The following is a 22,806-nucleotide window of genomic DNA, read 5'->3' as shown; positions in this document are numbered from 1 at the left end:
GCACGGTGCCGGGCCGCACCCCATTTATGACGCAACCGATCCCGCGATGACCGACCACACCCGTTCCGCCACGCCCTTCCAGGTCGCCGCGCTGCAGATGGTGAGCACGCCGGATGTCACACGCAATCTCGCCGAAGCCCGCCGCCTGATCGCGGAGGCCGCCGGCGAAGGCGCGCAGCTCGTGCTGCTGCCCGAGTATTTCTGCTTCATGGGCCATCGCGACACCGACAAGCTCGCGCTCGCCGAACCCTACCGGGACGGCCCGATCCAGCACTTCCTCGCGGACGCCGCGCGCCGCCACGGCATCTGGGTGATCGGCGGCACGCTGCCGCTGAAGGCGCCCGAGCCCGATCGCGTGCTCAACACGACGCTCGTGTTCGATCCGTCCGGCAACGAAGCCGCGCGCTACGACAAGATCCACCTGTTCAACTTCGAGAAAGGCGACGAGTCGTTCGACGAGGCGCGCACGATCCGCGCGGGCGATACGGTCGTCTCGTTCGACGCGCCGTTCGGGCGGGTCGGCCTGTCGGTCTGTTACGATCTCCGCTTTCCGGAGCTGTATCGCAGGATGGGCGATTGCGCATTGATCGTCGTACCGTCGGCGTTTACGTATACGACGGGCCGCGCGCACTGGGAAACGCTGCTGCGCGCGCGGGCCGTCGAGAACCAGTGCTACGTGCTCGCGGCCGCGCAAGGCGGCAAGCACGAGAACGGCCGGCGCACCTGGGGCCACAGCATGCTGATCGACCCGTGGGGCGAGATCGTCGCGGTCCGCGACGTGGGCGCCAGCGTCGTGCTCGGCGCGATCGATCCGCAACGCATCGCCGACGTGCGCCAGAGCCTGCCCGCGTGGCGGCACCGCGTGCTGACCTGAATCCGCCGCGCCGCTTGAAACGCCGCGCGGCCAACCCATCTGCCCAGAAGCACCCGACAACTTTTTGAGAAACCCCGATATCCGCATGAACATCATCGAACCCGGCATCCGCAACCTCGCGCTGGCGAAGGACATCCTGCTCACGCCGTACGGCCTCGACGAAAGCCTGCTCACGCGCACGATCGCCGACATCTTCACGCATCGCGTCGACTACGCGGACCTGTACTTCCAGGCGACCCGCAGCGAAGCGTGGAGCCTCGAGGAAGGCATCGTCAAATCGGGCAGCTTCAGCATCGACCAGGGCGTCGGTGTGCGCGCGGTCGCGGGCGACCGCACCGCGTTCGCGTATTCCGACGACCTGTCGCCGGAAGCCATCGCGCAAGCCGCCGCAGCGACCAAGGCGATCGCGGCGGCCGGCGGCGGCCGCCAGAAGATCAAGGCGGCAACGTCACTGAAGGGCATCTCGGGCCGCGACCTGTACCTGCCGTCCGATCCGCTCGCGTCGCTCGACGCGACGGCCAAGGTCAAGCTGCTCGAGCGCATCGAGCAGATGGCGCGCGGCCGCGACCCGCGCATCACGCAGGTGATGGCAGGCCTCGCCGGCGAATACGACGTCGTGCTGGTCGCGCGCAGCGACGGCGCACTCGCGGCCGACATCCGCCCGCTCGTGCGCGTATCGGTCACGGTGATCGCCGAGCAGAACGGCCGCCGCGAGATCGGCTCCGGCGGCGGCGGTGGCCGCTTCGACTACGGCTACTTCACCGACGACGTGCTGTCGCGCTACGTCGACGACGCCGTGCATGCGGCGCTCGTGAACCTCGACGCCCGCCCCGCGCCGGCCGGCGCGATGACGGTCGTGCTCGGGCCGGGCTGGCCGGGCGTGCTGCTGCACGAGGCGATCGGCCACGGTCTCGAGGGCGACTTCAACCGCAAGGGCTCGTCGGCATTTGCCGGCCGGATCGGCGAGCGGGTCGCCGCGAAGGGCGTGACCGTCGTCGACGACGGCACGCTGCCGAACCGCCGCGGCTCGCTGAACATCGACGACGAAGGCAACCCGACGCAGTGCACGACGCTGATCGAGGACGGCATCCTGAAGGGCTACATCCAGGACACGCTGAACGCTCGCCTGATGAAGATGCCGGTCACGGGCAACGCGCGCCGCGAGTCGTACGCGGCGCTGCCGATGCCGCGCATGACGAACACGTACATGCTGAACGGCGACAAGGATCCGCAGGAAATCATCGCGTCGGTGAAGAACGGCCTGTACGCGGTGAACTTCGGCGGCGGCCAGGTCGACATCACGAACGGCAAGTTCGTGTTCTCGGCGTCGGAGGCGTACATGATCGAGAACGGCAAGATCACCTACCCGGTGAAGGGCGCGACGCTGATCGGCAGCGGCCCCGAATCGCTGAAGGACGTGAGCATGATCGGCAACGACATGTCGCTCGACTCGGGTGTCGGCGTGTGCGGTAAGGAAGGCCAGAGCGTGCCGGTCGGCGTCGGCCAGCCGACCCTGCGGATCGACCGGATGACGGTCGGCGGCACGGCATAACCGCATCGCGGCGCATACATTCCGCGCATTTTGAAGAAAACGCGCGGAATGTCCGCATTTTCGACGTTTCCCGGTTGCCAGCCGCCCGGCGACGGGGTATAAATTCCGAATCAACTTTTTTTGACGAACCGAATCTCCGTCATGTCCGCCAAGTTTTACTTTTACTTTTTTTGGTATCTCAGACCGCTGGCGGATCGAGAGGGTTGATGGCGCATAGAGCGCAACCGAAATTCCCGAAAAAACCGCCGGCGAACCCGGCGGTTTTTTTTCGCCCTTCGCCACCCGGTCGCCGCCGCAGCGGTCCCGCAGCCCCGACCGACACCACTGAATCGCTTGAATTGATGAATCTGCCGCACGCGCACTCGCACTGACCGAACGGCGCCCGGAACCAAGGAGAAACAGCATGCCCCCGCACAACACCGACGACGTCCGCATTCGCGAACTCAAGGAACTGACGCCGCCCGCCCACCTGATCCGCGAATTCGCGTGCTCCGAAGCCGCGTCCGAGCTGATCTACAACTCGCGCCAGTCGATGCACCGCATCCTGCACGGGATGGACGACCGGTTGATCGTCGTGATCGGGCCGTGCTCGATCCATGACACGAAGGCGGCGATCGAGTACGCGGGCCGGCTGGTGAAGGAGCGCGAGCGCTTCAAGGGCGAACTGGAAATCGTGATGCGCGTGTACTTCGAGAAACCGCGCACGACGGTTGGCTGGAAGGGTCTCATCAACGATCCGCACCTCGACAACAGCTTCAAGATCAACGAAGGGCTGCGCACCGCGCGCGAGCTGCTGCTCCAGATCAACGAGATGGGGCTGCCGGCCGCGACCGAATACCTCGACATGATCAGCCCGCAGTACATCGCCGACCTGATCTCGTGGGGGGCGATCGGCGCGCGCACGACGGAATCGCAGGTTCACCGCGAGCTCGCGTCGGGGCTGTCGTGCCCGGTCGGCTTCAAGAACGGCACCGACGGCAACGTGAAGATCGCGGTCGACGCGATCAAGGCCGCATCGCAGCCGCACCATTTCCTGTCGGTAACGAAAGGCGGCCATTCGGCGATCGTGTCGACGGCCGGCAACGAGGATTGCCACGTGATCCTGCGCGGCGGCAAGGCGCCGAACTACGACGCCGACAGCGTGAACGCCGCGTGCGCAGACATCGGCAAGGCCGGCCTCGCCGCGCGCCTGATGATCGACGCGAGCCACGCGAACAGCTCGAAGAAGCACGAGAACCAGATCCCGGTGTGCGCGGATATCGGCCGCCAGATCGCGGCGGGCGACGAGCGGATCGTCGGCGTGATGATCGAATCGCATCTCGTCGAGGGGCGCCAGGACCTGAAGGAAGGCTGCGAGCTGACCTACGGCCAGAGCATCACCGATGCGTGCATTGCGTGGGACGACAGCGTGAAAGTTCTCGAAGGGCTCGCGGAATCGGTCAAGGCGCGGCGCGTGGCGCGCGGCAGCGGCAACTGACCCCGCGGCGCCTGTCGGCGCAGGCACAAACGGAAAAGCCCGGCTCATGCCGGGCTTTTCCGTTCCTGGGGAATCGGCGTCAACGCATCACTCGAGTGCGCCCGAGCCGAAGATTTCGGTATTCACGCGTTCCGGCGCGACGCCGAGCGCGACGAGCGCGTCGCGTTGCGCCTTCATGAACCCGATCGGACCGCAGATGTAGTAATCAGCGTCCGGCACCAGCGCGTATTGCTGCACGCGTTGCGGCGTGAGGCGCCCTTCCTGGTCGTGGTCGATGCCGGCGCGATCGTTCGGACCGACCCGCTCGTACAGCACCGCGCGTTTGACGTTCGCATGGTCGCGCACCGTATCGTTCAGCCAGTCGCGGAACGCGTGCACCGCGCCGGAGCGGCAAGCGTGGACGAACCGCACTTCGCGTTTGCTGCCCTCGGCGATCAGCGCCGACGCCATCGACATCATCGGCGTAATGCCGACGCCGCCGGAGATCAGCACCACCGGCGTCTCGACGCCACGCTTCAGTGAGAATTCGCCCATCGGCGCGGTCGCCTCCACGATCGCCCCCTCTTCCACGCCGTCATGCATCAGCGTCGACACCTTGCCGGCCGGAATGACTTCCGGCTGGCCGGCTTCACGCTTCACCGAGATGCGCAGCCACTTGCCGTGCGGCGCGTCGGACAGGCTGTACTGACGCGGCTGGTCGACGCCGAGGTCGCCGACGAAGCGCTTCACCGTGATGTACTGCCCGGGCTCGAACATCGGCGCCGCGCCGCCGTCGGCCGGCGTCAGGTAGAACGACTTGATCTCGTCGCTTTCGCGCACCTTGCGCTCGACCTTGAACGGGCGGAACCCGCTCCACGCGGCACCCGCGTACAGGTCGGCCTCGGCACCGATCAGGATTTGCGCGAGCTGGCCGTACGCGACGCGCCACGCCTCGAGCGTGTCGGCATCGACCGCGTCGCCCAGCACTTCCACGATCGACGCCAGCAGGTTCTCGCCGACGATCGGGTAATGCTCGGGGCGGATGTTAAGGCTCGCGTGCTTGTGCGCGATGTGCGACACCGCACCGCCGAGCGCGCCGAGATTGTCGATGTTCGCCGCGTACGCGTAGACGGCCTTCGCGAGCGTTTCCGGCTGGCTACCCGTCTTCTGGTGCGTCTGGTTGAACAGGTTCTTCAGTTCCGGATGGCGCGCGAACATGCGCTGGTAGAAGTGCTTCGTGATCGTCGCGCCGTGCACGGCGAGGACAGGGGCAGTGGCCTTCACGCGAGCCATCTGGTCAGCGGTGATGTGGGTCATGTTCGTTCTCCGTTAAACATGCACACACAATACATTTTAAAAAATCGATGCTCCCTGGACAAATTGTCGCAGTGCGCCAAAGGGGCAAAACGTCAGCGGACGCGGCCGCGCTCCCACAACACGTCCGATCCGCCGCCGGTGCGGTTCAGCACGCGCGCCAGCACGAACAGCAGGTCCGACAGCCGGTTCACGTAGCGCCGCGGCGCATCATTGAGCGTCTCGGTGCGCCCGAGCGCGACGATCGAGCGCTCCGCGCGGCGGCACACGGTCCGGCACACGTGCGCAAGCGACGCCGCGCGCGAACCGGCCGGCAGGATGAACTCCTTCAGCGGCGGCAGCGTCGCGTTGTAGTCGGCGAGCCAGCGGTCGAGACGCGCGAGATGCGTGTCGTCGAGCACGGCATGGCCGGGAATGCACAATTCGCCGCCGAGATCGAACAGGTCGTGCTGGATCGTCACGAGCGCCGTGCGGATGTCGTCCGGCAGTGCCTCGGCGAGCAGCACGCCGAGGTTCGAGTTCAGTTCGTCGACGTCGCCGATCGCGGCGATCCGCGCGTCGTCCTTGCCGATGCGCCGGCCGTCGCCGAGTCCGGTGGTGCCATCGTCACCCGTGCGCGTGGCGATCTTGCTCAAGCGGTTGCCCATGCGAATGTCCTCTCGTGCGCGGCCGCGACGCGGCCCGGTTGCGTTCGAACGCGATTATCGCAGCCCGCAGCGGCGGGCGCAGCGGGCGTTACAGCGTAGAATGGGCCGAAACCCTGCAGCACGGGAGCCGGGCCGGCGCCAACACGCTCACCCGGATCGACAAGGAGACGTACGTGAATCACCCTGCCCAGCCGGCCGCCACACGCCGCCCCGTTCCCCCCGCCATGCTCGATGCGCTGCGCGCCGCCTTCGGCGAGCGCGTGTCGACTGCCGAAGCCGTCCGCGCGCACCACGGCCGCGACGAATCGCCGTTCGACCCGCAACTGCCCGACGCCGTCGTGTTTGCACACAGCGCGGACGACGTGCGCGAAGTCGTGTCGCTGTGCTCGCTATACAGCGTCCCGCTGATCCCGTACGGCGCCGGCTCGTCGCTCGAAGGCCACCTGCTCGCGGTACGCGGCGGCATATCGCTCGACCTGTCGGAAATGAACCGCGTGCTGTCGATCAACGCCGAAGACCTGACCGTGACGGTCGAGCCGGGCATCACGCGCAAGGCACTCAACGAAGCGCTGCGCGACACCGGCCTGTTCTTCCCGATCGACCCGGGCGCCGACGCCAGCATCGGCGGGATGACCGCCACGCGCGCATCGGGCACCAACGCCGTGCGCTACGGCACGATGCGCGAGAACGTGCTCGGCCTGACCGCCGTGCTCGCCGACGGCCGCGTGGTGAAAACCGGCTCGCGCGCCCGCAAGTCGTCGGCCGGCTACGACCTCACGCGCCTGTTCGTCGGCTCCGAAGGCACGCTCGGCGTGATCACCGAGATCACGCTGCGCCTGCATCCGCTGCCCGAAGCCGTATCTGCCGCGGTCTGCACGTTCCCGTCGATGGGCGACGCGGTGCGCACCGTGATCGAGACGATCCAGATCGGTGTGCCGATCGCGCGCGTCGAATTCGTCGATGCGCTCGCCGTGCGCTCGATCAACCGCCATTCGAACCTGACGCTCACCGAAGCGCCGACGCTGTTCTTCGAATTCCATGGCACCCAGGCCGGCGTCAAGGAACAGGCCGAGCTCGTGCAGGCGCTCGCCGGCCAGAACGACGGCCAGGGCTTCGAATGGGCAACCCGCCCGGAAGACCGCAGCCGGCTCTGGGCCGCCCGCCACAACGCGTATTTCGCGATGCTGCAGTTGAAACCCGGCTGCCGTGCGGTGACGACTGACGTGTGCGTGCCGATCTCGCAGCTCGCCGCGTGCGTCGAGGAAACCGAAGTCGACCTGCGCGCGTCGTCGCTGCCCTGCCCGATCGTCGGCCACGTCGGGGATGGCAATTTCCACGTCGCGATCCTGATCGACCCCGACAAGCCCGAGGAACTCGCCGAAGCCGAGCGCATCAACGACCGGATCGTCGAGCGCGCGCTGCGCCTGGGCGGTACCTGCACGGGCGAGCACGGCGTCGGGCTGCACAAGATGCGCTTCCTGCCCAAGGAGCACGGCGACAATGCGATCGACACGATGCGTGCGATCAAGCTCGCGCTCGATCCGCGCAACCTGATGAATCCGGGCAAGATTTTCACGTGCTGACACGGCGGCGCGACACCATGCCGCCTGCCGCAGGAGACCCCATGAACGCTCCCGTCGAACTGTCGAGCGCGGCACGCGCGCAGCGCCAGCGTGAAGTCGTGCAGGCGCTGATGGCCGTGCTGCCGACGCACTGCCTGCTGTATCGCGACGAAGACACGGCGCCGTACGAATGCGACGGCCTGTCCGCGTACCGCCGCCTGCCGCTCGCGGTCGCGTTGCCCGAAACGGAATCGCAGGTGCAGCGGATCGTGCAGATCTGCCGGCGCATGGAAGTGCCGATCGTGCCGCGCGGCGCGGGCACGAGCCTGTCGGGCGGCGCGTTGCCGATCGCGCTCGGCGTCGTGCTGTCGCTTGCGCGCTTCACGCGTATCGTCGAAGTCGATCCTTACGCGCGCACGGCGACCGTGCAGCCCGGCGTGCGCAACCTCGCGATCTCGGAAGCCGCCGCGCCGTACGGCCTGTATTACGCGCCCGATCCGTCGTCGCAGATCGCGTGCACGATCGGCGGCAACGTCGCGGAGAATTCCGGCGGCGTCCACTGCCTGAAATACGGGCTGACCGTGCACAACGTGATGCGCGTGCGCGCAGTGACGATCGACGGCGAGATCGTCGAGTTCGGCTCGCTCGCGCTCGACATGCCGGGCCTCGACCTGCTCGCCGTGATGATCGGCAGCGAAGGGATGTTCGCGATCGTCACCGAGGTCACGGTGAAGCTGATCCCGAAGCCGCAAACGGCCCAGCTCGTGATGGCCAGCTTCGACGACGTCGTCAAGGGCGGCGAGGCCGTCGCCGCGATCATCGCGTCGGGCATCATCCCGGCCGGGCTCGAGATGATGGACAAGCCGGCCACGCAGGCCGTCGAGGCGTTCACGCACGCGGGCTACGACCTCGACGCGAAGGCGATCCTGCTGTGCGAATCGGACGGCACGCCGGAGGAAGTCGCGGAAGAGATCGTGCGGATGACTGCCGTGCTGCGCGAACACGGCGCGACGCGCATCCAGGTATCGCGCAACGAACAGGAGCGGCTGCGCTACTGGTCGGGCCGCAAGAACGCGTTCCCGGCCGCCGGACGCATTTCTCCCGACTATTACTGCATGGACGGCACCGTGCCGCGCCGCGCGATCGGCCCGTTGCTGGCGCGCATCGAGCAGCTCGAAACGCGCTACGGGCTGCGCTGCATCAACGTGTTCCATGCGGGCGACGGCAACATGCATCCGCTGATCCTGTACAACGCGAACGATCCGGACGAACTGCACCGCGCGGAGCAGTTCGGCGCGGAAATCCTCGAATGCTGCGTGGAATTCGGCGGCAGCGTGACGGGCGAGCACGGCGTCGGCATCGAAAAGCTCAATTCGATGTGCGTCCAGTTCTCGCCGCAGGAGCGCGATGCGTTCTTCGCGGTCAAGCGCGCCTTCGATCCGGCGGGGCTGCTGAACCCGGACAAGGGCATCCCGACCCGCGCACGCTGCGCCGAGTACGGTCGCCAGCACGTGCGCGGCGGCCTGCTGCCGCACCCCGACCTGCCGCGCTTCTGAGCATCGCGCACTACGCGGCCCGTGCCGGCGGCCGGGCCGCGGCGGACGGCGACGCCCGCGTCGGTCGTTCGCGCGACCGCGCAAGCATGCGGCCGGCAATACGGGGCTTAGGGATAGTCGCGATGTGGAATCGCGCCACCCCGGTACAATCGACCGAACAACAAGTCGAGGCAGCGACAGAACATGGAAGAGGACGACATCGTCGCCGGATGGGCCGAGCGCATCCGCGCCGCCAGTGCCGACGGCCGGCCGCTGCGGATTCGCGGCGGCGGCACCAAGGACTGGTACGGCCAGGCGCTCGAGGGCGAAATACTCGACACGCGCGCGTTTCAGGGCGTCGTGTCGTACGACCCGGCCGAACTCGTCGTCACGGTCCGCGCGGGCACGCCGCTCGCGCAGCTTGAAACCGTCCTCGCCGAGTGCGGCCAGATGCTGCCGTTCGAGCCGCCGCACTTCGGCCGTGCGGCCACCGTCGGCGGCTGCATCGCGGCGGGCCTGGCCGGCCCGCGCCGCGCCACTTGCGGCGCACCGCGCGATTTCGTGCTCGGCGTCACGCTGATGAACGGCCGCGGCGAAATGCTGCGTTTCGGCGGACAGGTCGTGAAGAACGTCGCGGGATACGACGTGTCGCGACTGATGGCCGGCGCGCTCGGCACGCTCGGGCTGATGCTCGACCTGTCGATCAAGGTGCTGCCGATGCCCGTCGCCGAAGTCACGCTGAAGTTCGAGATGACCGCGACCGACGCGGTGCGCAAGCTCAACGAATGGGGCGGCCATCCGCTGCCCGTCAGCGCGAGCGGATGGCGCAACGGCACGCTCGTGCTGCGCCTGTCGGGCGCCGAAGCAGCCGTGAAATCCGCGAAGACGCTGCTCGGCGGCGAAGTCGTCGACGCGGTGGAGGCCGAGCGCTTCTGGGCCGGCCTGCGCGAGCATACCGACCCGTTCTTCAACGGCATCCCGCCCGGCTATGCGCTGTGGCGCCTCGCGCTGCCGTCGATCACCGAACCGATGCACCTGCCCGGCACCCAGCTGATGGAATGGGGCGGCGCGCAGCGCTGGTGGATCACCGACGCCGACGCACAGACCGTACGGATGAGCGCGAAGCAGGCCGGCGGCCACGCGACGCTGTTCCGCGCGGGCGACGCGTACGATCGCAGCGCGGGCGTGTTCACGCCGCTCCCCGCCCCGATGATGAAAATCCACCGCGGGCTGAAGGCCGCGTTCGATCCCGCGCGCATCTTCAACCGCGGCCGGCTCTACCCCGACCTCTGACGATGCAAACGAACCTCGCCGATTTCATCCGCAACACGCCCGACGGCGACGAGGCCGACGCGATCCTGCGCAAGTGCGTGCATTGCGGATTCTGTACCGCGACCTGCCCGACCTACCAGTTGCTCGGCGACGAACTCGACGGCCCGCGCGGCCGTATCTACCTGATCAAGCAGATGGTCGAAGGCGCGCCCGTCACGCGCAGCACGCAGCAGCACCTCGACCGCTGCCTCACGTGCCGCAGCTGCGAGACGACCTGCCCGTCAGGCGTCCAGTACGGCCGGCTCGTCGAGATCGGCCGCAAGCACGTCGAGGCGCAGGTGAAACGCCCGGTGCAGCAGCGTCTCGTGCGCCGCGTGCTCGCGAGCGTCGTCCCGAACGCCGCGCTGTTCTCGCCGGTGATGCGGCTCGGCCAGCACGTGCGTCCGCTGCTGCCGAAACGGCTGCGCGACAAGGTGCCGCCGCGCACGCGGCTGCTCGAATGGCCGCACCGCACGCATCCGCGCAAGATGCTGATGCTCGGCGGCTGCGTGCAGCCGTCGATGCTGCCGAACATCAACATCGCGACCGCACGCGTGCTCGACGCGCTCGGCATCGAGACGGTCGTCGCGCCCGATGCCGGCTGCTGCGGCGCGATCCGCCTGCATCTGAACTATCACGACGAAGCGCTCGACGACGCGCGCCGCAACATCGACGCGTGGTGGCCCCATGTCGAACAGGGCGTCGAGGCCATCGTGATGAACGCGTCGGGCTGCGGCGCGACGGTGCTCGAATACGCGCACCTGCTGCGCGACGACCCGGCCTACGCGGAGAAGGCGCAGCGCATCGTGTCGCTCACGCGCGACATCTCCGACGTGCTGCTCGCGTTCGAGGCCGAGCTCGCGACGCTCGCGCGGCGCCGCGCGATCCATACGGTCGCGTACCACCCGCCGTGCACGCTGCAGCACGGCCAGCAGTCGCGCGGCAAGGTCGAACGCCTGCTCGAGACGCTCGGCATCGACGTGCGGCTGCCGGCCGACAGCCATCTGTGCTGCGGGTCGGCCGGCACCTATTCGCTGACGCAGCCGTCGCTGTCGTACCGGTTGCGCAAGCAGAAACTGCTGAAGCTGCAAGCGCTCGAACCGCAGATGATCGTCTCCGGCAACATCGGCTGCATCGCGCACCTGCAGAGCGGCACGCAGATTCCGGTCGCCCACTGGATCCAGCTCGTCGAGCATCTGCTGTACGGATAGGGACTGCTCGTGCGAATGACGGGAGGGCGCTGGGCCTCGCGCGCGGCGTCCGTATAATGGGCGGATCGATGCGTCGCGCGCCGCGGCGCATCCGCTACATGCCAGCTTCCGTGCCTGCTTCCGTGCCCGTCATGTCCGATCTCGCCGCCCGTCTCGAATCCGTCCATCGCCGCATCGCCGACGCCGCCCGCGCGGCCGGCCGCGATCCCGCCACCGTGTCGCTGCTCGCCGTGTCCAAGACGTTTCCCGCCGATGACGTGCGCGCCGCGTACGCGGCCGGACAACGCGCATTCGGCGAGAACTACGTGCAGGAATCGATCGACAAGATCGACGCGCTCGCCGATCTACGCGCGAACCTCGAATGGCATTTCATCGGGCCGCTGCAATCGAACAAGACGCGCCCGGTTGCCGAGCGCTTCGACTGGGTCCATTCGGTCGACCGGCTGAAGATCGCGCAGCGCCTGTCGGAACAGCGCCCCGCGCACCTGCCGCCGCTCAACGTGTGCGTGCAGGTGAACATCAGCGGCGAGGCGTCGAAGAGCGGCGTCGCGCCGGCCGACGTGGCCGAAGTCGCGCGCGCGGTCGCCGCACTGCCGTCGCTGCGGCTGCGCGGCCTGATGGCGATTCCCGAGCCGGCCGGCGATATTGACGCGCAACGCGTGCCGCATCGTGCGCTGCGTGCGCTGTTCGACATGTTGCGTGCCGACGGCTTGCCGCTCGACACGCTGTCGATGGGCATGTCCGCCGATCTCGACGCGGCCGTGCTCGAAGGCGCGACGATCGTGCGCGTCGGCACCGCGATCTTCGGCGCGCGCGATTACGCGCACTGAATGCCGCGCCCTTTCCGCCCTACCGTTCACTCACTCGTTCAATCGGACATCATGAAAATCGCATTCATCGGCGGCGGCAACATGGCCGCGGCCCTGATCGGCGGCCTGATCAAGCGCGGCGTTGCCGCTGACGGCCTGTATGCCATCGACGTCAACGAAGAGGTGCGCGCGCGCGCCGCCCGGCAGTTCGGCGTGCGCACCGGCGCGACCGTCGACGCGACGCTCGCCGACTACGACGCGGTCGTGCTCGCGGTGAAGCCGCAGGTGCTGAAGGACGTCGCGCAGGCGCTCGCGCCGCATCTGACGTCGCAGCTCGTGATCAGTATCGCGGCCGGCATCCGCGGCAGCGATCTCGCGCGCTGGCTCGGCGACTACGCACGCGTCGTGCGCACGATGCCGAACACGCCCGCGCTCGTCGGCATGGGCGTGACGGGCCTCGCCGCGCTGCCGGGCGTCGACGCGCCAGGCCGCGAACTCGCATCGAACGTGCTCGGCGCGGTCGGCGAGATCGTGTGGTTCGACGACGAGTCGAAGCTCGACGCCGTCACGGCCATTTCGGGCAGCGGTCCCGCGTACGTGTTCTATTTCATCGAGGCGCTGCAGGAAGCCGCGCGTCAACTCGGCATGAACGACGAACAGGGCCGCGCACTCGCGGTCGCGACGTTCACGGGCGCCGCGCAACTCGCCGCGCAATCGGGCGAGCCGGCAAGCGTCCTGCGCGAGCGCGTGACGTCGAAGGGCGGCACGACGGCCGCCGCGCTCGCGTCGTTCGACGCGCAAGGCGTGAAGGATGCGATCGTGCGCGGCGCGCTTGCGGCCGAAGCGCGTGCGAAGGAAATGGGCGACGAGCTCGGTCGCGCGTAAGCGCGCCGGCGGTGCCTGCTGCTCGGGTACCGGACGAAAAAAAAGCGGCCAACTGGCCGCTTTTTTGTTGGCTAGGCACGCCGACACACACCTTCGTTCAGTTGCCCGCCAGCAGGTAATGCACGGCGATCCCGGCGAACAGCACGCCGCCGAGCCAGTTGTTGTGGCGGAACGCCGCGAAGCACGGCATCCGCTCGCGGCCCTTGATCAGCGTGTAGTGATACAGCGCGCAGCCGACCGCCGCCGCCCAACCGGCCCAGTACGCGAGGCCGAAGCCGAGCGTCACGCCGATCCACACGTAGATGCCGAGCGTCACCGCGTAGCACAGCATGACGGCCGCGACGTCGAAGCGGCCGAACGTCAGCGCGGACGTGCGGATCCCGATCTTGATGTCGTCGTCGCGATCGACCATCGCATATTCGGTGTCGTACGCGACCGACCAGAAAATGTTCGCGACCAGCATCACCCACGCGATCGCCGGCACCGTGTCCTGCACGGCCGCGAACGCCATCGGGATGCCGAAGCCGAACGCGATGCCGAGATACGCCTGCGGAATCGCGAAGAAGCGTTTCATGAACGGATACGAGCCCGCAACGAACAGCGCGACGACGGACAGCTGCTTCGTCAGCGTGTTGAGCGGCAGGATCAGCAGGAACGAGATGAAAGCCAGCCCCACGGCGATCGCAATCGCTTCCCACGCGCGGATCTTGCCGGAAGTCAGCGGCCGGTCGGCCGTGCGCTTCACATGACGGTCGAAATCGCGGTCGGCATAGTCGTTCATCGCGCAGCCGGCCGAGCGCATCAGCAGCGTGCCGAGCGAGAAGATCACGAGCAGCGGCCAGCGCGGATGGCCGTCGGACGCGATCCACAGTGCGTTGAGCGTCGGCCACAGCAGCAGCAGGCTGCCGATCGGCTTGTCCATCCGGACGAGCCGCAGATACAGGGGAAAGCGGGCAAGCATGGCGAAGCACCGGGAAGATAACCCCGGCATTTTAGAGCCGAGCGGTGCTTCGCGTCATGTCGGCGCGGCCCGCGGGCGGAAGCGGCCGGACGTCAGCGCTCTGCCGGCGCCCGCCGCACCTGGCCGAGCTACACCGTGCATCAATCAAGGGACAGAGCCAGCGCACGTGCGGATCCGTTCGTAGCACGGGCCCGGGCTCGGCCCGATGCGGATGGATCAATCAGGGCCGGAGCCGGTATGCGCAGGCTTCAGCCGGCCTGCCGCGCGTCGTACGCCTATGCGAGCAGCGACCGCAGCATCCACGCGGTTTTCTCATGAATCTGCAGACGCTGCGTCAGCAGGTCGGCGGTCGGCTCGTCGCTGGCCGCATCGGCAAGCGGGAAGATCGCGCGCGCGGTGCGCACGACGGCCTCGTGCCCTTCGACGAGCTGGCGGATCATGTCTTCGGCCGCCGGCACACCGTTCGCTTCCGGCACCGACGACAGTTTCGCGAAGTCGCCGAAGGTGCCTGGCGCGGCGACGCCGAGCGTACGAATGCGTTCGGCGACCGAATCGACCGCGAGCCACAGCGCGTTGTACTGCGCCTCGAACATCAGGTGCAGCGTGTTGAACATCGGGCCCGTGACGTTCCAGTGGAAGTTGCGGGTCTTCAGGTACAGCGCGAACGTATCGGCGAGCAGGCGCGACAGCCCTTCCGCGATCTTCTTGCGGTCCTTGTCGCTGATGCCGATGTTGATCCGGACAGCGTGAGCCTTCCTGACCATGCTCCGGACTCCTTATTCAATGAACCAGAGCAATGAAAGCGAATCGGGCTACCTGCCTGTCGACACCGCACCACCCGCGCGCACGGCTCACCCCTGCGCGTGGCGCGTGAAACGCCGCGCTCAGGCGGCCGTGATCGCGTGCAGCGCCTGCGACACCAGTTCGGCCGCACCGCCGATGACGATCGCGGATCCGACTACGTACCGCGCGATCTCGGCCGGCGACGCCAGTACGGCGCGCATGTTCAGCTTCATTTGCGACATGATCGTCACTCCTTCAACGAAATCCAGGGTCTGGAAGAAACGGCCGGTCAAGCGACCGGCCGTTTCCCGTTACTGCATCACCGCACGACTGCCCGGCGACGCTTACGCGAGATCGAAGCGATCGAGGTTCATCACCTTGTTCCAGGCCGCGACGAAATCGCGCGCGAACTTCTCCTTCGCATCCGCGCTGCCGTACACCTCGGCCAGCGCGCGCAGTTGCGCGTGCGAACCGAAGATCAGGTCGACGCGCGTGCCCGTCCACTTGACCTGGCCCGTCGCACGATCGCGCCCTTCGAACACGTCGTTCGCGTCGGACACCGGCTTCCACTCGGTGCCCATGTCGAGCAGGTTCACGAAGAAGTCGTTCGTCAGCGTTTCCGGACGGTCGGTGAACACGCCGTGCTTCGCACCGCCGACGTTCGCGCCGAGCACCCGCAGGCCGCCCACGAGCACCGTCATCTCCGGCGCGCTCAGCGTCAGCAGTTGGGCCTTGTCGACCAGCAGCGCTTCGGCCGGCGTCTTGTACGCGCTCTTCAGGTAGTTGCGGAAACCGTCCGCCAGCGGCTCGAGCACGGCCATCGCGTCAACGTCGGTCTGCTCCTGCGATGCATCCATCCGGCCCGGTGCAAACGGCACCGTCACCGCCACGCCCGCCTGCTTCGCGGCCTGCTCGACGCCGGCCGCACCGGCCAGCACGATCAGGTCGGCCAGCGACACCTGCTTGCCGCCCGTCTGCGCGTCGTTGAACGCCTTGCGGATGCCTTCGAGCGTGTCGAGCACCTTCGCGAGTTGCGCGGGCTGGTTCACTTCCCAGTCCTTCTGCGGCGCGAGGCGGATGCGCGCACCGTTCGCGCCGCCGCGTTTGTCCGAGCCGCGGAACGTCGCCGCCGACGCCCATGCGGTCGACACCAATTGCGACACCGTGAGGCCCGACGCGATCACCTTCGCCTTCAGCGCGGCGACATCCGCGTCGTCGATCAGCTTGTGGTCGACGGCCGGGATCGGGTCCTGCCACAGCAATTCCTCGGCCGGCACTTCCGGGCCGAGATAGCGGGCGCGCGGGCCCATGTCGCGGTGCGTGAGCTTGAACCAGGCGCGTGCGAACGCGTCGGCGAGCTGGTCCGGGTTCTCGTAGAAGCGGCGCGAGATCTTTTCGTAGGCCGGGTCGAAACGCAGCGACAGGTCGGTCGTCAGCATCGTCGGACGGTGCTTCTTCGATGGGTCGAATGCGTCCGGAATCACTTCGCCGGCATTCTTCGCGACCCACTGGTGCGCGCCGGCCGGGCTCTTCGTGAGCTCCCACTCGTAGTCGAACAGGTGCTTGAAGAAGTCGTGGTTCCACTGCGTCGGCGTCGTCGTCCACGTGACTTCGAGGCCGCTGGTGATCGCGTCCTTGCCCTTGCCCGTACCGAACGTGCTCTTCCAGCCGAGACCCTGCTGCTCGAGGCCCGCGGCTTCCGGCTCGGCGCCGACGTGCGAGGCAGGGCCCGCGCCGTGCGTCTTGCCGAACGTGTGGCCGCCCGCGATCAGCGCGACCGTCTCTTCGTCATTCATCGCCATCCGCGCAAACGTCTCGCGGATGTCGTGCGCGGCGGCGACCGGGTCGGGGTTGCCGTCCGGGCCTTCCGGGTTCACGTAGATGAGGCCCATCTGCACGGCCGCGAGCGGGCTTTCGAGCTCGCGCTTGCCCGAGTAGCGGCTGTTCGGGCCGCCGCTCAGTTCCAGCCAGATCTTTTCCGAGCCCCAGTACACGTCGTCCGGTTCCCACGTGTCGACGCGGCCGCCGGCGAAGCCGAAGGTCTTGAAGCCCATCGATTCGAGTGCGACGTTGCCGGTCAGGATCAGCAGGTCGGCCCACGAGATGTTGCGGCCGTACTTCTGCTTGATCGGCCACAGCAGCCGGCGCGCCTTGTCGAGGCTCACGTTGTCCGGCCAGCTGTTGAGCGGCGCGAAGCGCTGCTGCCCGCCGCCCGCGCCACCGCGGCCGTCGGCCGTGCGATACGTGCCGGCGCTATGCCAGGCCATGCGGATGAACAGGCCGCCGTAGTGGCCGAAGTCGGCCGGCCACCAGTCCTGCGACGTCGTCATCAGCGCGTGCAGGTCCTGCTTCACCGCCGCAAGGTCCAGCTTCTTGAACGCCTCGGCGTAGTCGAAATCCTTGTCCATCGGATCGGACAGCGCGGAGTGCCGATGCAGGATGTTCAGGTTCAGCTGATTCGGCCACCAGTCCTTGTTCGTCGTGCCGCCACCAGCGGTGTGGTTGAACGGGCACTTCGTTTCGTTCGACATGCGATTTCTCCTTGGCTTGCTCGTATGACTCCACCGGTTTGCTCCGGCGGCATGCCGGACGCGGTTGATGGAGTGTCATTGCGGGGATGGGAAACGGAACAGGTTGGTCCTCCTGTCGTACTACGGGATGTCGTGCGCGGCCCGTGGCGCGCGCTCCTGCCGCGATGGGCCGCAGGCGGGACGCTCGGGGAACCGGCTGCCGGCAGGCGTCGTGCCGGCGCTGCGGGCGGTATTCCATCTTTCGGACATGCGATGCTCCCTCATGGCTTGACGGCGGTGAATCGGGGGAACACTGAACCGGCGCGTGGCGGCGGTCAGCCACCATACACACGGTCCGCCAGGTACGCGAACGCAATCGGACGAAGGCTGCGAACCGCCGCCCTGGCGCGATGTACGACCGCGTCGCGCGACGGGATGTTCCGCTGCGCGTGCTGCAATACCGACCGCATCATGACATCCTCCTTTGACGCTTGCATTCAACGTGCGGATCAGTCGTCGACGTCAAGCCGATCCATGTAGATGATTCTATTAACATCTATTAATTAAGTGAATTTAATAAATTTCATCTATGCGATAGAGAAAAATAAACGGGGCCGCAAGACCCCGTTCATCGTGCTGCCACACGCGCATGCGCGGCGTGCTCAGTTCATCGTCGCCGGCATGTCGAGCTTCGCGACGCCCGGCAGCTCACACGCGGAAATCGCGTCGCTGATCGCGTCGATCGCGGGCATCCGCGTGAAACTCTTGCGCCACACGAGCACCACGCGGCGGTCGGGCACCGGCTCGTTGAACGGCACATACGACAGCAGTTCGGCGTCGGGGCCGTTCGCGCGCGGGCCGACCTCGGCGACCGACATGCGCGGCAGCACGGTGATGCCGACGCCGCTTGCGACCATGTGGCGGATCGTCTCGAGCGACGAGCCCTCGAAGGTTTTCTGGATGCCGTCGGCCGTTTGCGAGAAGCGCATCAGCTCCGGGCACACGCCGAGCACGTGATCGCGGAAGCAGTGGCCGTTGCCGAGCAGCAGCATGGTTTCCTGCTTCAAGTCCTCGGCGTCGATTTCCTCGCGCTTTTCCCACGGATGGCCGGCGGGCAGCGCGACGACGAACGGTTCGTCGTACAGCGGACGCACCATCAGGCCGGTTTCCGGAAACGGCAGCGCCATGATCGCGGCGTCGATCTCGCCCTGCTTCAGCAGTTCGAGCAGCTTGAGCGTGTAGTTTTCCTGCAGCATCAACGGCATCTGCGGGACACGCTGGATCATCTGCTTGACGAGCGTCGGCAGCAGGTAGGGCCCGATCGTGTAGATCACGCCAAGGCGGAACGGGCCGACCAGCGGATCCTTGCCCTGCTTCGCAATCTCCTTGATCGCGAAGGTCTGCTCGAGCACCCGCTGCGCCTGCGTGACGATCTGGTCACCGATCGGCGTCACGCTCACTTCGCTCGCGCCGCGTTCGAAAATCTGCACGTTGAGCTCGTCTTCGAGCTTCTTGATCGCCACCGACAGCGTCGGCTGGCTCACGAAGCATGCTTCGGCCGCACGGCCGAAATGCCGTTCGCGCGCGACCGCGACGATGTATTTCAATTCAGTCAGCGTCATTGTGGGTCAATCAGGGATATACAGGCGATAGGTTTAATTTATACACCCTGTGACGCCGGTTCGCCAAGTTTCTCGGCATCGAAATGCTTCAAACGGCGGTTTTAAATCCGGCCTCGCCCAGGGGATCAGGCCTTCAGATACTGCTCCCGTGCGCCGAGCCAGCGCGCGAGATGCTGCGTGACGATCTCGGGATACGCGGCAATCAGCCGCGTCGCGGCTTCGCGGGCCGGTTCGATCAGCCAGCCGTCGGTCTCGAGGTTCGCAAAGCGCAGCATCGCCGCGCCCGACTGGCGTGCGCCGAGGAATTCGCCGGGGCCGCGGATCTCGAGGTCGCGCCGGGCGATCTCGAAGCCGTCGGTCGTCTCGCGCATCGTCTTCAGCCGCTCGCGGCCGGTCGGCGACAGCGGCCCCGTGTACAGCAGCACGCACACCGACGCCGCGGTGCCGCGCCCCACCCGGCCGCGCAACTGGTGCAGCTGCGCGAGGCCGAAGCGCTCCGCGTGCTCGATCACCATCAGCGACGCGTTCGGCACGTCGACGCCGACCTCGATCACGGTCGTCGCGACCAGCAGCTGCACGTCGTTGCGCGTGAACGCTTCCATCACGGCCGCCTTGTCGGCCGGCGACAGCCGGCCGTGCACGAGCCCGACCTTCAGCTCCGGAAGCGCGGCGGCGAGCGTCTCGTAGGTCTCGACGGCCGTCTGCAGTTGCAGCGTCTCGCTCTCCTCGATCAACGGGCACACCCAGTACACCTGACGCCCGGTCAGCGCGGCCTCGCGCACGCGGGCAATCACTTCCTCGCGCCGCGCATCGCCGACGAGGCGCGTCAGCACGGGCGTGCGGCCCGGCGGCAGCTCGTCGATCGTCGAGACCTCGAGATCCGCGTAGTACGTCATCGCGAGCGTGCGCGGAATCGGCGTGGCCGACATCATCAGCTGGTGCGGCTGGAAGTCGCGCGCGCCGTTGGCCGCGTTCGCGGCCTTGGCACGCAGCGCGAGCCGCTGCTCGACGCCGAAACGGTGCTGTTCGTCGACGATCACGAGGCCGAGCCGGGCGAATTCGACCGTGTCCTGGATGATCGCGTGCGTGCCGATCACGAGCTGCGCGGTGCCGAGCGCGGCCGCCTCGATCGCCGCGCGCTTTTCCTTCGCCTTCAGGCTGCCCGCGAGCCACGCCACCGTGACGCCGAGCGGCTCGAGCCACGCACGCAGCTTGCGCGCGTGCTGTTCCGCGAGGATTTCGGTGGGCGCCATCAGCGCGGCCTGGTAGCCGGCGTCGATCGCCTGCGTGGCGGCCAGTGCCGCGACGACGGTCTTGCCGCTGCCGACGTCGCCCTGCAGCAGGCGCTGCATCGGGTGCGCGAGCGTGAGATCGTGCGCGATCTCGTCGACGACGCGCGCCTGCGCGCCCGTCAGCGTGAACGGCAGCGCCGCGTAGAGCCGGGTGGTGAGCGCATCGGCATCGCTCGCGGTGCGGCGCGGCATCGCGGGTGCCGCGCGCGTGCGGCGCTCCTCGTGAGCGCGCTTGAGCGACAGCTGCTGCGCGAGCAGTTCCTCGAACTTGATGCGCGTCCAGGCCGGATGCGAGCCATCCATCAGCGCGGCTTCGTCGGAATCGACACGCGGGTGGTGCAGGATCCGCACCGCCTGCTCGAGCGTCGGCACGTCGAGCGGCTTCAGGTAGTCGCGCTGGATCTCGGGCGGCAACAGCTCGGGCAGCGGCGTACGCTCGACCGCGTTCTCGATCGCCTTGCGCAGATAGGCCTGCGACACGCCGGCCGTGCTCGGATAGACGGGCGTGAGCACCTGCGGCAGCGGCGCATCCGCTTCGACGACGCGCACCGCCGGATGCACCATCTCCATCCCGAAGAAACCGCCGCGCACGTCGCCGCGCACGCGCAGGCGCTGGCCGACGGCCATCTGCTTGACCTGCGAGCCGTAGAAATTCAGGAAGCGCAGCACGAGGTGCTCGCCGTCGTCGTCCTGGATCTTCACGACCAGCTGGCGACGCGGCCGGTAGGCGACCTCGTTGTCGAACACGACGCCTTCCGTTTGCGCGATCCCGCCCGGCAGCAGCTCGCCGATCGGCGTGAGCGTGGTTTCGTCCTCATAGCGCATCGGCAGATGCAGCACCAGATCGATCGAGCGCGTCAGGCCGAGCTTCGCGAGCTTGTCGACAGTCTTCACGGGCTTGTCGGCGGCCGGCTTCTTCTTGCGCTTCGCGCCCGCCGCGTCGCTTGCAGCAGCGCTATCGGCATCGGGCGCGGCGGCGGCCGGCTGCGCGAGCCTGCCGTCGGCACCGCGCTTCGGGCCGGCACGGCGCGGCACAGTGCGCTCCGCCGCGTCTGGCGCGGGCGGCGCGACATCCTCCGCGTCGAACGGATCGGCGGAATCGGCAACGGCAGCGGGGGAACGGCGTGGTGACACTGGCATCGGATCGTCTGGGTGCTTCGCAAGGCAAGTACAATAGCGGCTTTCACGTCGTCCGAACGAACGACGCCGGCCAGGCCGCGCATCCCGCCATCATAGCGGCTCGCGCGCCCCATTTACGCGTTTCCGCCCTGCCGGCGACGCCCGCCGGCCGCTTCGAACCAGCCCGCATGTTCACGCTTTCCGATTTCGATTTCAATCTGCCGCCCGAGCTGATTGCACAAACCGCGCTGCCCGATCGCACCGCGAGCCGCCTGCTCGAGGTCGACGGCACCGTCGCGCCCGCGCGCCTGGTCGACCGCCATTTCACCGGGCTGCCGTCGTGCATCTCGGCCGGCGACCTGCTCGTCTTCAACGATACCAAGGTGCTGAAGGCGCGCTTCTTCGGCCAGAAGGCCAGCGGCGGCAAGATCGAGGTGCTGATCGAGCGCGTGACCGGTACGCACACGGCGCTCGCGCAGATCCGCGCGAGCAAGTCGCCGGGCGCCGGCACGACGCTGCGCCTCGCCGATGCGTTCGACGTGACGGTCGGCGAGCGCGTCGAGCCGTTCTTCACGCTGAACTTCCCCGAGCCGTGCCTCGACCTGATCGAACAGTATGGCCGCCTGCCGCTGCCGCCCTATATCGAGCACGATCCGGACGCGACCGACGAGACGCGCTACCAGACCGTCTACGCGAGCAATCCGGGGGCGGTCGCCGCACCGACGGCCGGGCTGCACTTCGACCAGCCGATGCTCGACCGGCTCGACGCGATGGGTGTCGAGCGCGCGACGCTGACGCTGCACGTCGGCGCCGGCACGTTCCAGCCGGTGCGCGTCGACAACGTCGCCGAGCACAAGATGCACAGCGAGTGGTACGACCTGCCGCAGTCGCTCGTCGACAAGATCGCCGCGACCCGCGCGCGCGGCGGCAACGTGATCGCGGTGGGCACGACGTCGATGCGCGCGCTCGAAGCCGCCGCGCGCGCTGCCGACGAAGCGGGCCGCCCGCTCGCGGCCACGCAGGCCGAGACCGACATCTTCATCACGCCCGGCTATCGTTTTCGCGTGGTCGACCGGCTCGTCACGAACTTCCACCTGCCGAAGTCGACGCTGCTGATGCTCGTGTCCGCGTTCGCGGGCGTCGAGACGATCCGCGCCGCGTACCGGCATGCGATCGAGCAACGCTACCGCTTCTTCAGCTACGGCGATGCGATGCTGCTCACGCGGCGCGACACGCCGGAGGCGCCGCGCGTTTGAGCGAAGCAGGCGCGACGGCCCGCACGCCGCTCAGCCGCCGTTCGCCCGCCGCGCGCTACGATGGCGCACACCCCGTTTTTCCCCGCTGCCGGCTTGCCGGCGGCGTT

General features: G+C 67.8%; 18 protein-coding genes. 10 read left to right on the top strand and 8 right to left on the bottom strand.

Annotated elements, in window-relative coordinates:
• Positions 1-46: 46 nt before the first annotated feature.
• From ACPTTC_RS03830 to aroG, 3 genes are all read left to right on the top strand, one after another.
• Positions 47-874: a carbon-nitrogen hydrolase family protein gene (locus ACPTTC_RS03830; RefSeq protein ID WP_423391589.1), complete on the top strand. Its 828-nt coding sequence runs from the start codon at positions 47-49 to the stop codon at positions 872-874.
• 85 nt (positions 875-959) lie between these two features.
• Entirely contained in the window at positions 960-2,426 is a 1,467-nt protein-coding gene (gene tldD, locus ACPTTC_RS03825) for a metalloprotease TldD (RefSeq protein ID WP_174913396.1), read from the top strand.
• A 403-nt stretch (positions 2,427-2,829) separates the two neighbouring features.
• Positions 2,830-3,903: a 3-deoxy-7-phosphoheptulonate synthase AroG gene (aroG, locus tag ACPTTC_RS03820; protein ID WP_226195401.1), complete on the top strand. Its 1,074-nt coding sequence runs from the start codon at positions 2,830-2,832 to the stop codon at positions 3,901-3,903.
• An 87-nt stretch (positions 3,904-3,990) separates the two neighbouring features.
• Here aroG and hmpA read toward each other — a convergent pair whose 3' ends face one another.
• Both hmpA and ACPTTC_RS03810 read right to left on the bottom strand, forming a co-directional pair.
• Positions 3,991-5,199 (bottom strand): NO-inducible flavohemoprotein, encoded by a 1,209-nt coding sequence (gene hmpA / locus ACPTTC_RS03815; protein WP_423391588.1) that lies wholly within the window; start codon positions 5,197-5,199, stop codon positions 3,991-3,993.
• 92 nt (positions 5,200-5,291) lie between these two features.
• Positions 5,292-5,843 carry a cob(I)yrinic acid a,c-diamide adenosyltransferase gene (locus ACPTTC_RS03810; protein WP_423391587.1) on the bottom strand — a complete coding sequence of 184 codons (552 nt, stop codon included), beginning with the start codon at positions 5,841-5,843 and terminating at the stop codon, positions 5,292-5,294.
• A gap of 173 nt (positions 5,844-6,016) precedes the next feature.
• Here ACPTTC_RS03810 and ACPTTC_RS03805 point away from each other — a divergent pair, with 173 nt between their 5' ends.
• From ACPTTC_RS03805 to proC, 6 genes are all read left to right on the top strand, one after another.
• Positions 6,017-7,426, top strand: coding sequence for an FAD-binding oxidoreductase (locus ACPTTC_RS03805; RefSeq protein ID WP_423391586.1), 1,410 nt, complete (start codon positions 6,017-6,019; stop codon positions 7,424-7,426).
• Between the two features lie 41 nt (positions 7,427-7,467).
• Complete coding sequence (locus ACPTTC_RS03800; RefSeq protein WP_175958210.1) at positions 7,468-8,961, top strand: FAD-linked oxidase C-terminal domain-containing protein; 1,494 nt, start codon at positions 7,468-7,470, stop codon at positions 8,959-8,961.
• A gap of 183 nt (positions 8,962-9,144) precedes the next feature.
• Entirely contained in the window at positions 9,145-10,233 is a 1,089-nt protein-coding gene (glcE, locus tag ACPTTC_RS03795) for a glycolate oxidase subunit GlcE (protein ID WP_071333943.1), read from the top strand.
• Between the two features lie 2 nt (positions 10,234-10,235).
• Positions 10,236-11,462, top strand: coding sequence for a glycolate oxidase subunit GlcF (gene glcF / locus ACPTTC_RS03790; protein ID WP_423391585.1), 1,227 nt, complete (start codon positions 10,236-10,238; stop codon positions 11,460-11,462).
• 131 nt (positions 11,463-11,593) lie between these two features.
• Positions 11,594-12,292, top strand: coding sequence for a YggS family pyridoxal phosphate-dependent enzyme (locus tag ACPTTC_RS03785; RefSeq protein WP_226195397.1), 699 nt, complete (start codon positions 11,594-11,596; stop codon positions 12,290-12,292).
• A gap of 51 nt (positions 12,293-12,343) precedes the next feature.
• Positions 12,344-13,156: a pyrroline-5-carboxylate reductase gene (gene proC / locus ACPTTC_RS03780; protein WP_423391584.1), complete on the top strand. Its 813-nt coding sequence runs from the start codon at positions 12,344-12,346 to the stop codon at positions 13,154-13,156.
• A gap of 97 nt (positions 13,157-13,253) precedes the next feature.
• Here the strand turns inward: proC and ubiA are convergent, their stop codons facing one another.
• The 6 genes from ubiA to recG form a co-directional block, all read right to left on the bottom strand.
• Entirely contained in the window at positions 13,254-14,117 is an 864-nt protein-coding gene (ubiA, locus tag ACPTTC_RS03775; RefSeq protein WP_175958206.1) for a 4-hydroxybenzoate octaprenyltransferase, read from the bottom strand.
• Between the two features lie 275 nt (positions 14,118-14,392).
• Entirely contained in the window at positions 14,393-14,881 is a 489-nt protein-coding gene (locus ACPTTC_RS03770) for a Dps family protein (RefSeq protein WP_423391583.1), read from the bottom strand.
• 120 nt (positions 14,882-15,001) lie between these two features.
• Positions 15,002-15,193, bottom strand: a complete 192-nt coding sequence (locus ACPTTC_RS03765; RefSeq protein ID WP_423393378.1) for a hypothetical protein — start codon at positions 15,191-15,193, stop codon at positions 15,002-15,004.
• A gap of 51 nt (positions 15,194-15,244) precedes the next feature.
• Positions 15,245-17,431, bottom strand: a complete 2,187-nt coding sequence (gene katG / locus ACPTTC_RS03760) for a catalase/peroxidase HPI (protein WP_423391582.1) — start codon at positions 17,429-17,431, stop codon at positions 15,245-15,247.
• A 641-nt stretch (positions 17,432-18,072) separates the two neighbouring features.
• On the bottom strand, positions 18,073-19,032 hold the full coding sequence (locus tag ACPTTC_RS03755) for a hydrogen peroxide-inducible genes activator (protein ID WP_043189592.1): 960 nt from the start codon (positions 19,030-19,032) through the stop codon (positions 18,073-18,075).
• Between the two features lie 125 nt (positions 19,033-19,157).
• Positions 19,158-21,464 carry an ATP-dependent DNA helicase RecG gene (gene recG / locus ACPTTC_RS03750; RefSeq protein ID WP_423391581.1) on the bottom strand — a complete coding sequence of 769 codons (2,307 nt, stop codon included), beginning with the start codon at positions 21,462-21,464 and terminating at the stop codon, positions 19,158-19,160.
• A gap of 167 nt (positions 21,465-21,631) precedes the next feature.
• Between recG and queA the strand changes: the two genes are divergently transcribed.
• Positions 21,632-22,699, top strand: coding sequence for a tRNA preQ1(34) S-adenosylmethionine ribosyltransferase-isomerase QueA (queA, locus tag ACPTTC_RS03745; RefSeq protein ID WP_423391580.1), 1,068 nt, complete (start codon positions 21,632-21,634; stop codon positions 22,697-22,699).
• Positions 22,700-22,806 lie beyond the last annotated feature (107 nt).

This window comes from Burkholderia mycopellens, assembly GCF_964265025.1.
Classification (GTDB): Bacteria; Pseudomonadota; Gammaproteobacteria; order Burkholderiales; family Burkholderiaceae; genus Burkholderia.
The sequence above is the reverse complement of the archived record's forward strand: the minus strand, read 5'-3'. Positions and strand labels throughout refer to the sequence as shown.

Bases quoted from the DNA above. Each gene is read 5' to 3' on its own strand.
- ACPTTC_RS03830 (WP_423391589.1), top strand. From the start codon at position 47: ATGACCGACCACACCCGTTCCGCCACGCCCTTCCAGGTCGCCGCGCTG.
- tldD (WP_174913396.1), top strand. From the start codon at position 960: ATGAACATCATCGAACCCGGCATCCGCAACCTCGCGCTGGCGAAGGAC.
- aroG (WP_226195401.1), top strand. From the start codon at position 2,830: ATGCCCCCGCACAACACCGACGACGTCCGCATTCGCGAACTCAAGGAA.
- hmpA (WP_423391588.1), bottom strand. From the start codon at position 5,199: ATGACCCACATCACCGCTGACCAGATGGCTCGCGTGAAGGCCACTGCC.
- ACPTTC_RS03810 (WP_423391587.1), bottom strand. From the start codon at position 5,843: ATGGGCAACCGCTTGAGCAAGATCGCCACGCGCACGGGTGACGATGGC.
- ACPTTC_RS03800 (WP_175958210.1), top strand. From the start codon at position 7,468: ATGAACGCTCCCGTCGAACTGTCGAGCGCGGCACGCGCGCAGCGCCAG.
- glcE (WP_071333943.1), top strand. From the start codon at position 9,145: ATGGAAGAGGACGACATCGTCGCCGGATGGGCCGAGCGCATCCGCGCC.
- glcF (WP_423391585.1), top strand. From the start codon at position 10,236: ATGCAAACGAACCTCGCCGATTTCATCCGCAACACGCCCGACGGCGAC.
- ACPTTC_RS03785 (WP_226195397.1), top strand. From the start codon at position 11,594: ATGTCCGATCTCGCCGCCCGTCTCGAATCCGTCCATCGCCGCATCGCC.
- proC (WP_423391584.1), top strand. From the start codon at position 12,344: ATGAAAATCGCATTCATCGGCGGCGGCAACATGGCCGCGGCCCTGATC.
- ubiA (WP_175958206.1), bottom strand. From the start codon at position 14,117: ATGCTTGCCCGCTTTCCCCTGTATCTGCGGCTCGTCCGGATGGACAAG.
- ACPTTC_RS03770 (WP_423391583.1), bottom strand. From the start codon at position 14,881: ATGGTCAGGAAGGCTCACGCTGTCCGGATCAACATCGGCATCAGCGAC.
- katG (WP_423391582.1), bottom strand. From the start codon at position 17,431: ATGTCGAACGAAACGAAGTGCCCGTTCAACCACACCGCTGGTGGCGGC.
- ACPTTC_RS03755 (WP_043189592.1), bottom strand. From the start codon at position 19,032: ATGACGCTGACTGAATTGAAATACATCGTCGCGGTCGCGCGCGAACGG.
- recG (WP_423391581.1), bottom strand. From the start codon at position 21,464: ATGCCAGTGTCACCACGCCGTTCCCCCGCTGCCGTTGCCGATTCCGCC.
- queA (WP_423391580.1), top strand. From the start codon at position 21,632: ATGTTCACGCTTTCCGATTTCGATTTCAATCTGCCGCCCGAGCTGATT.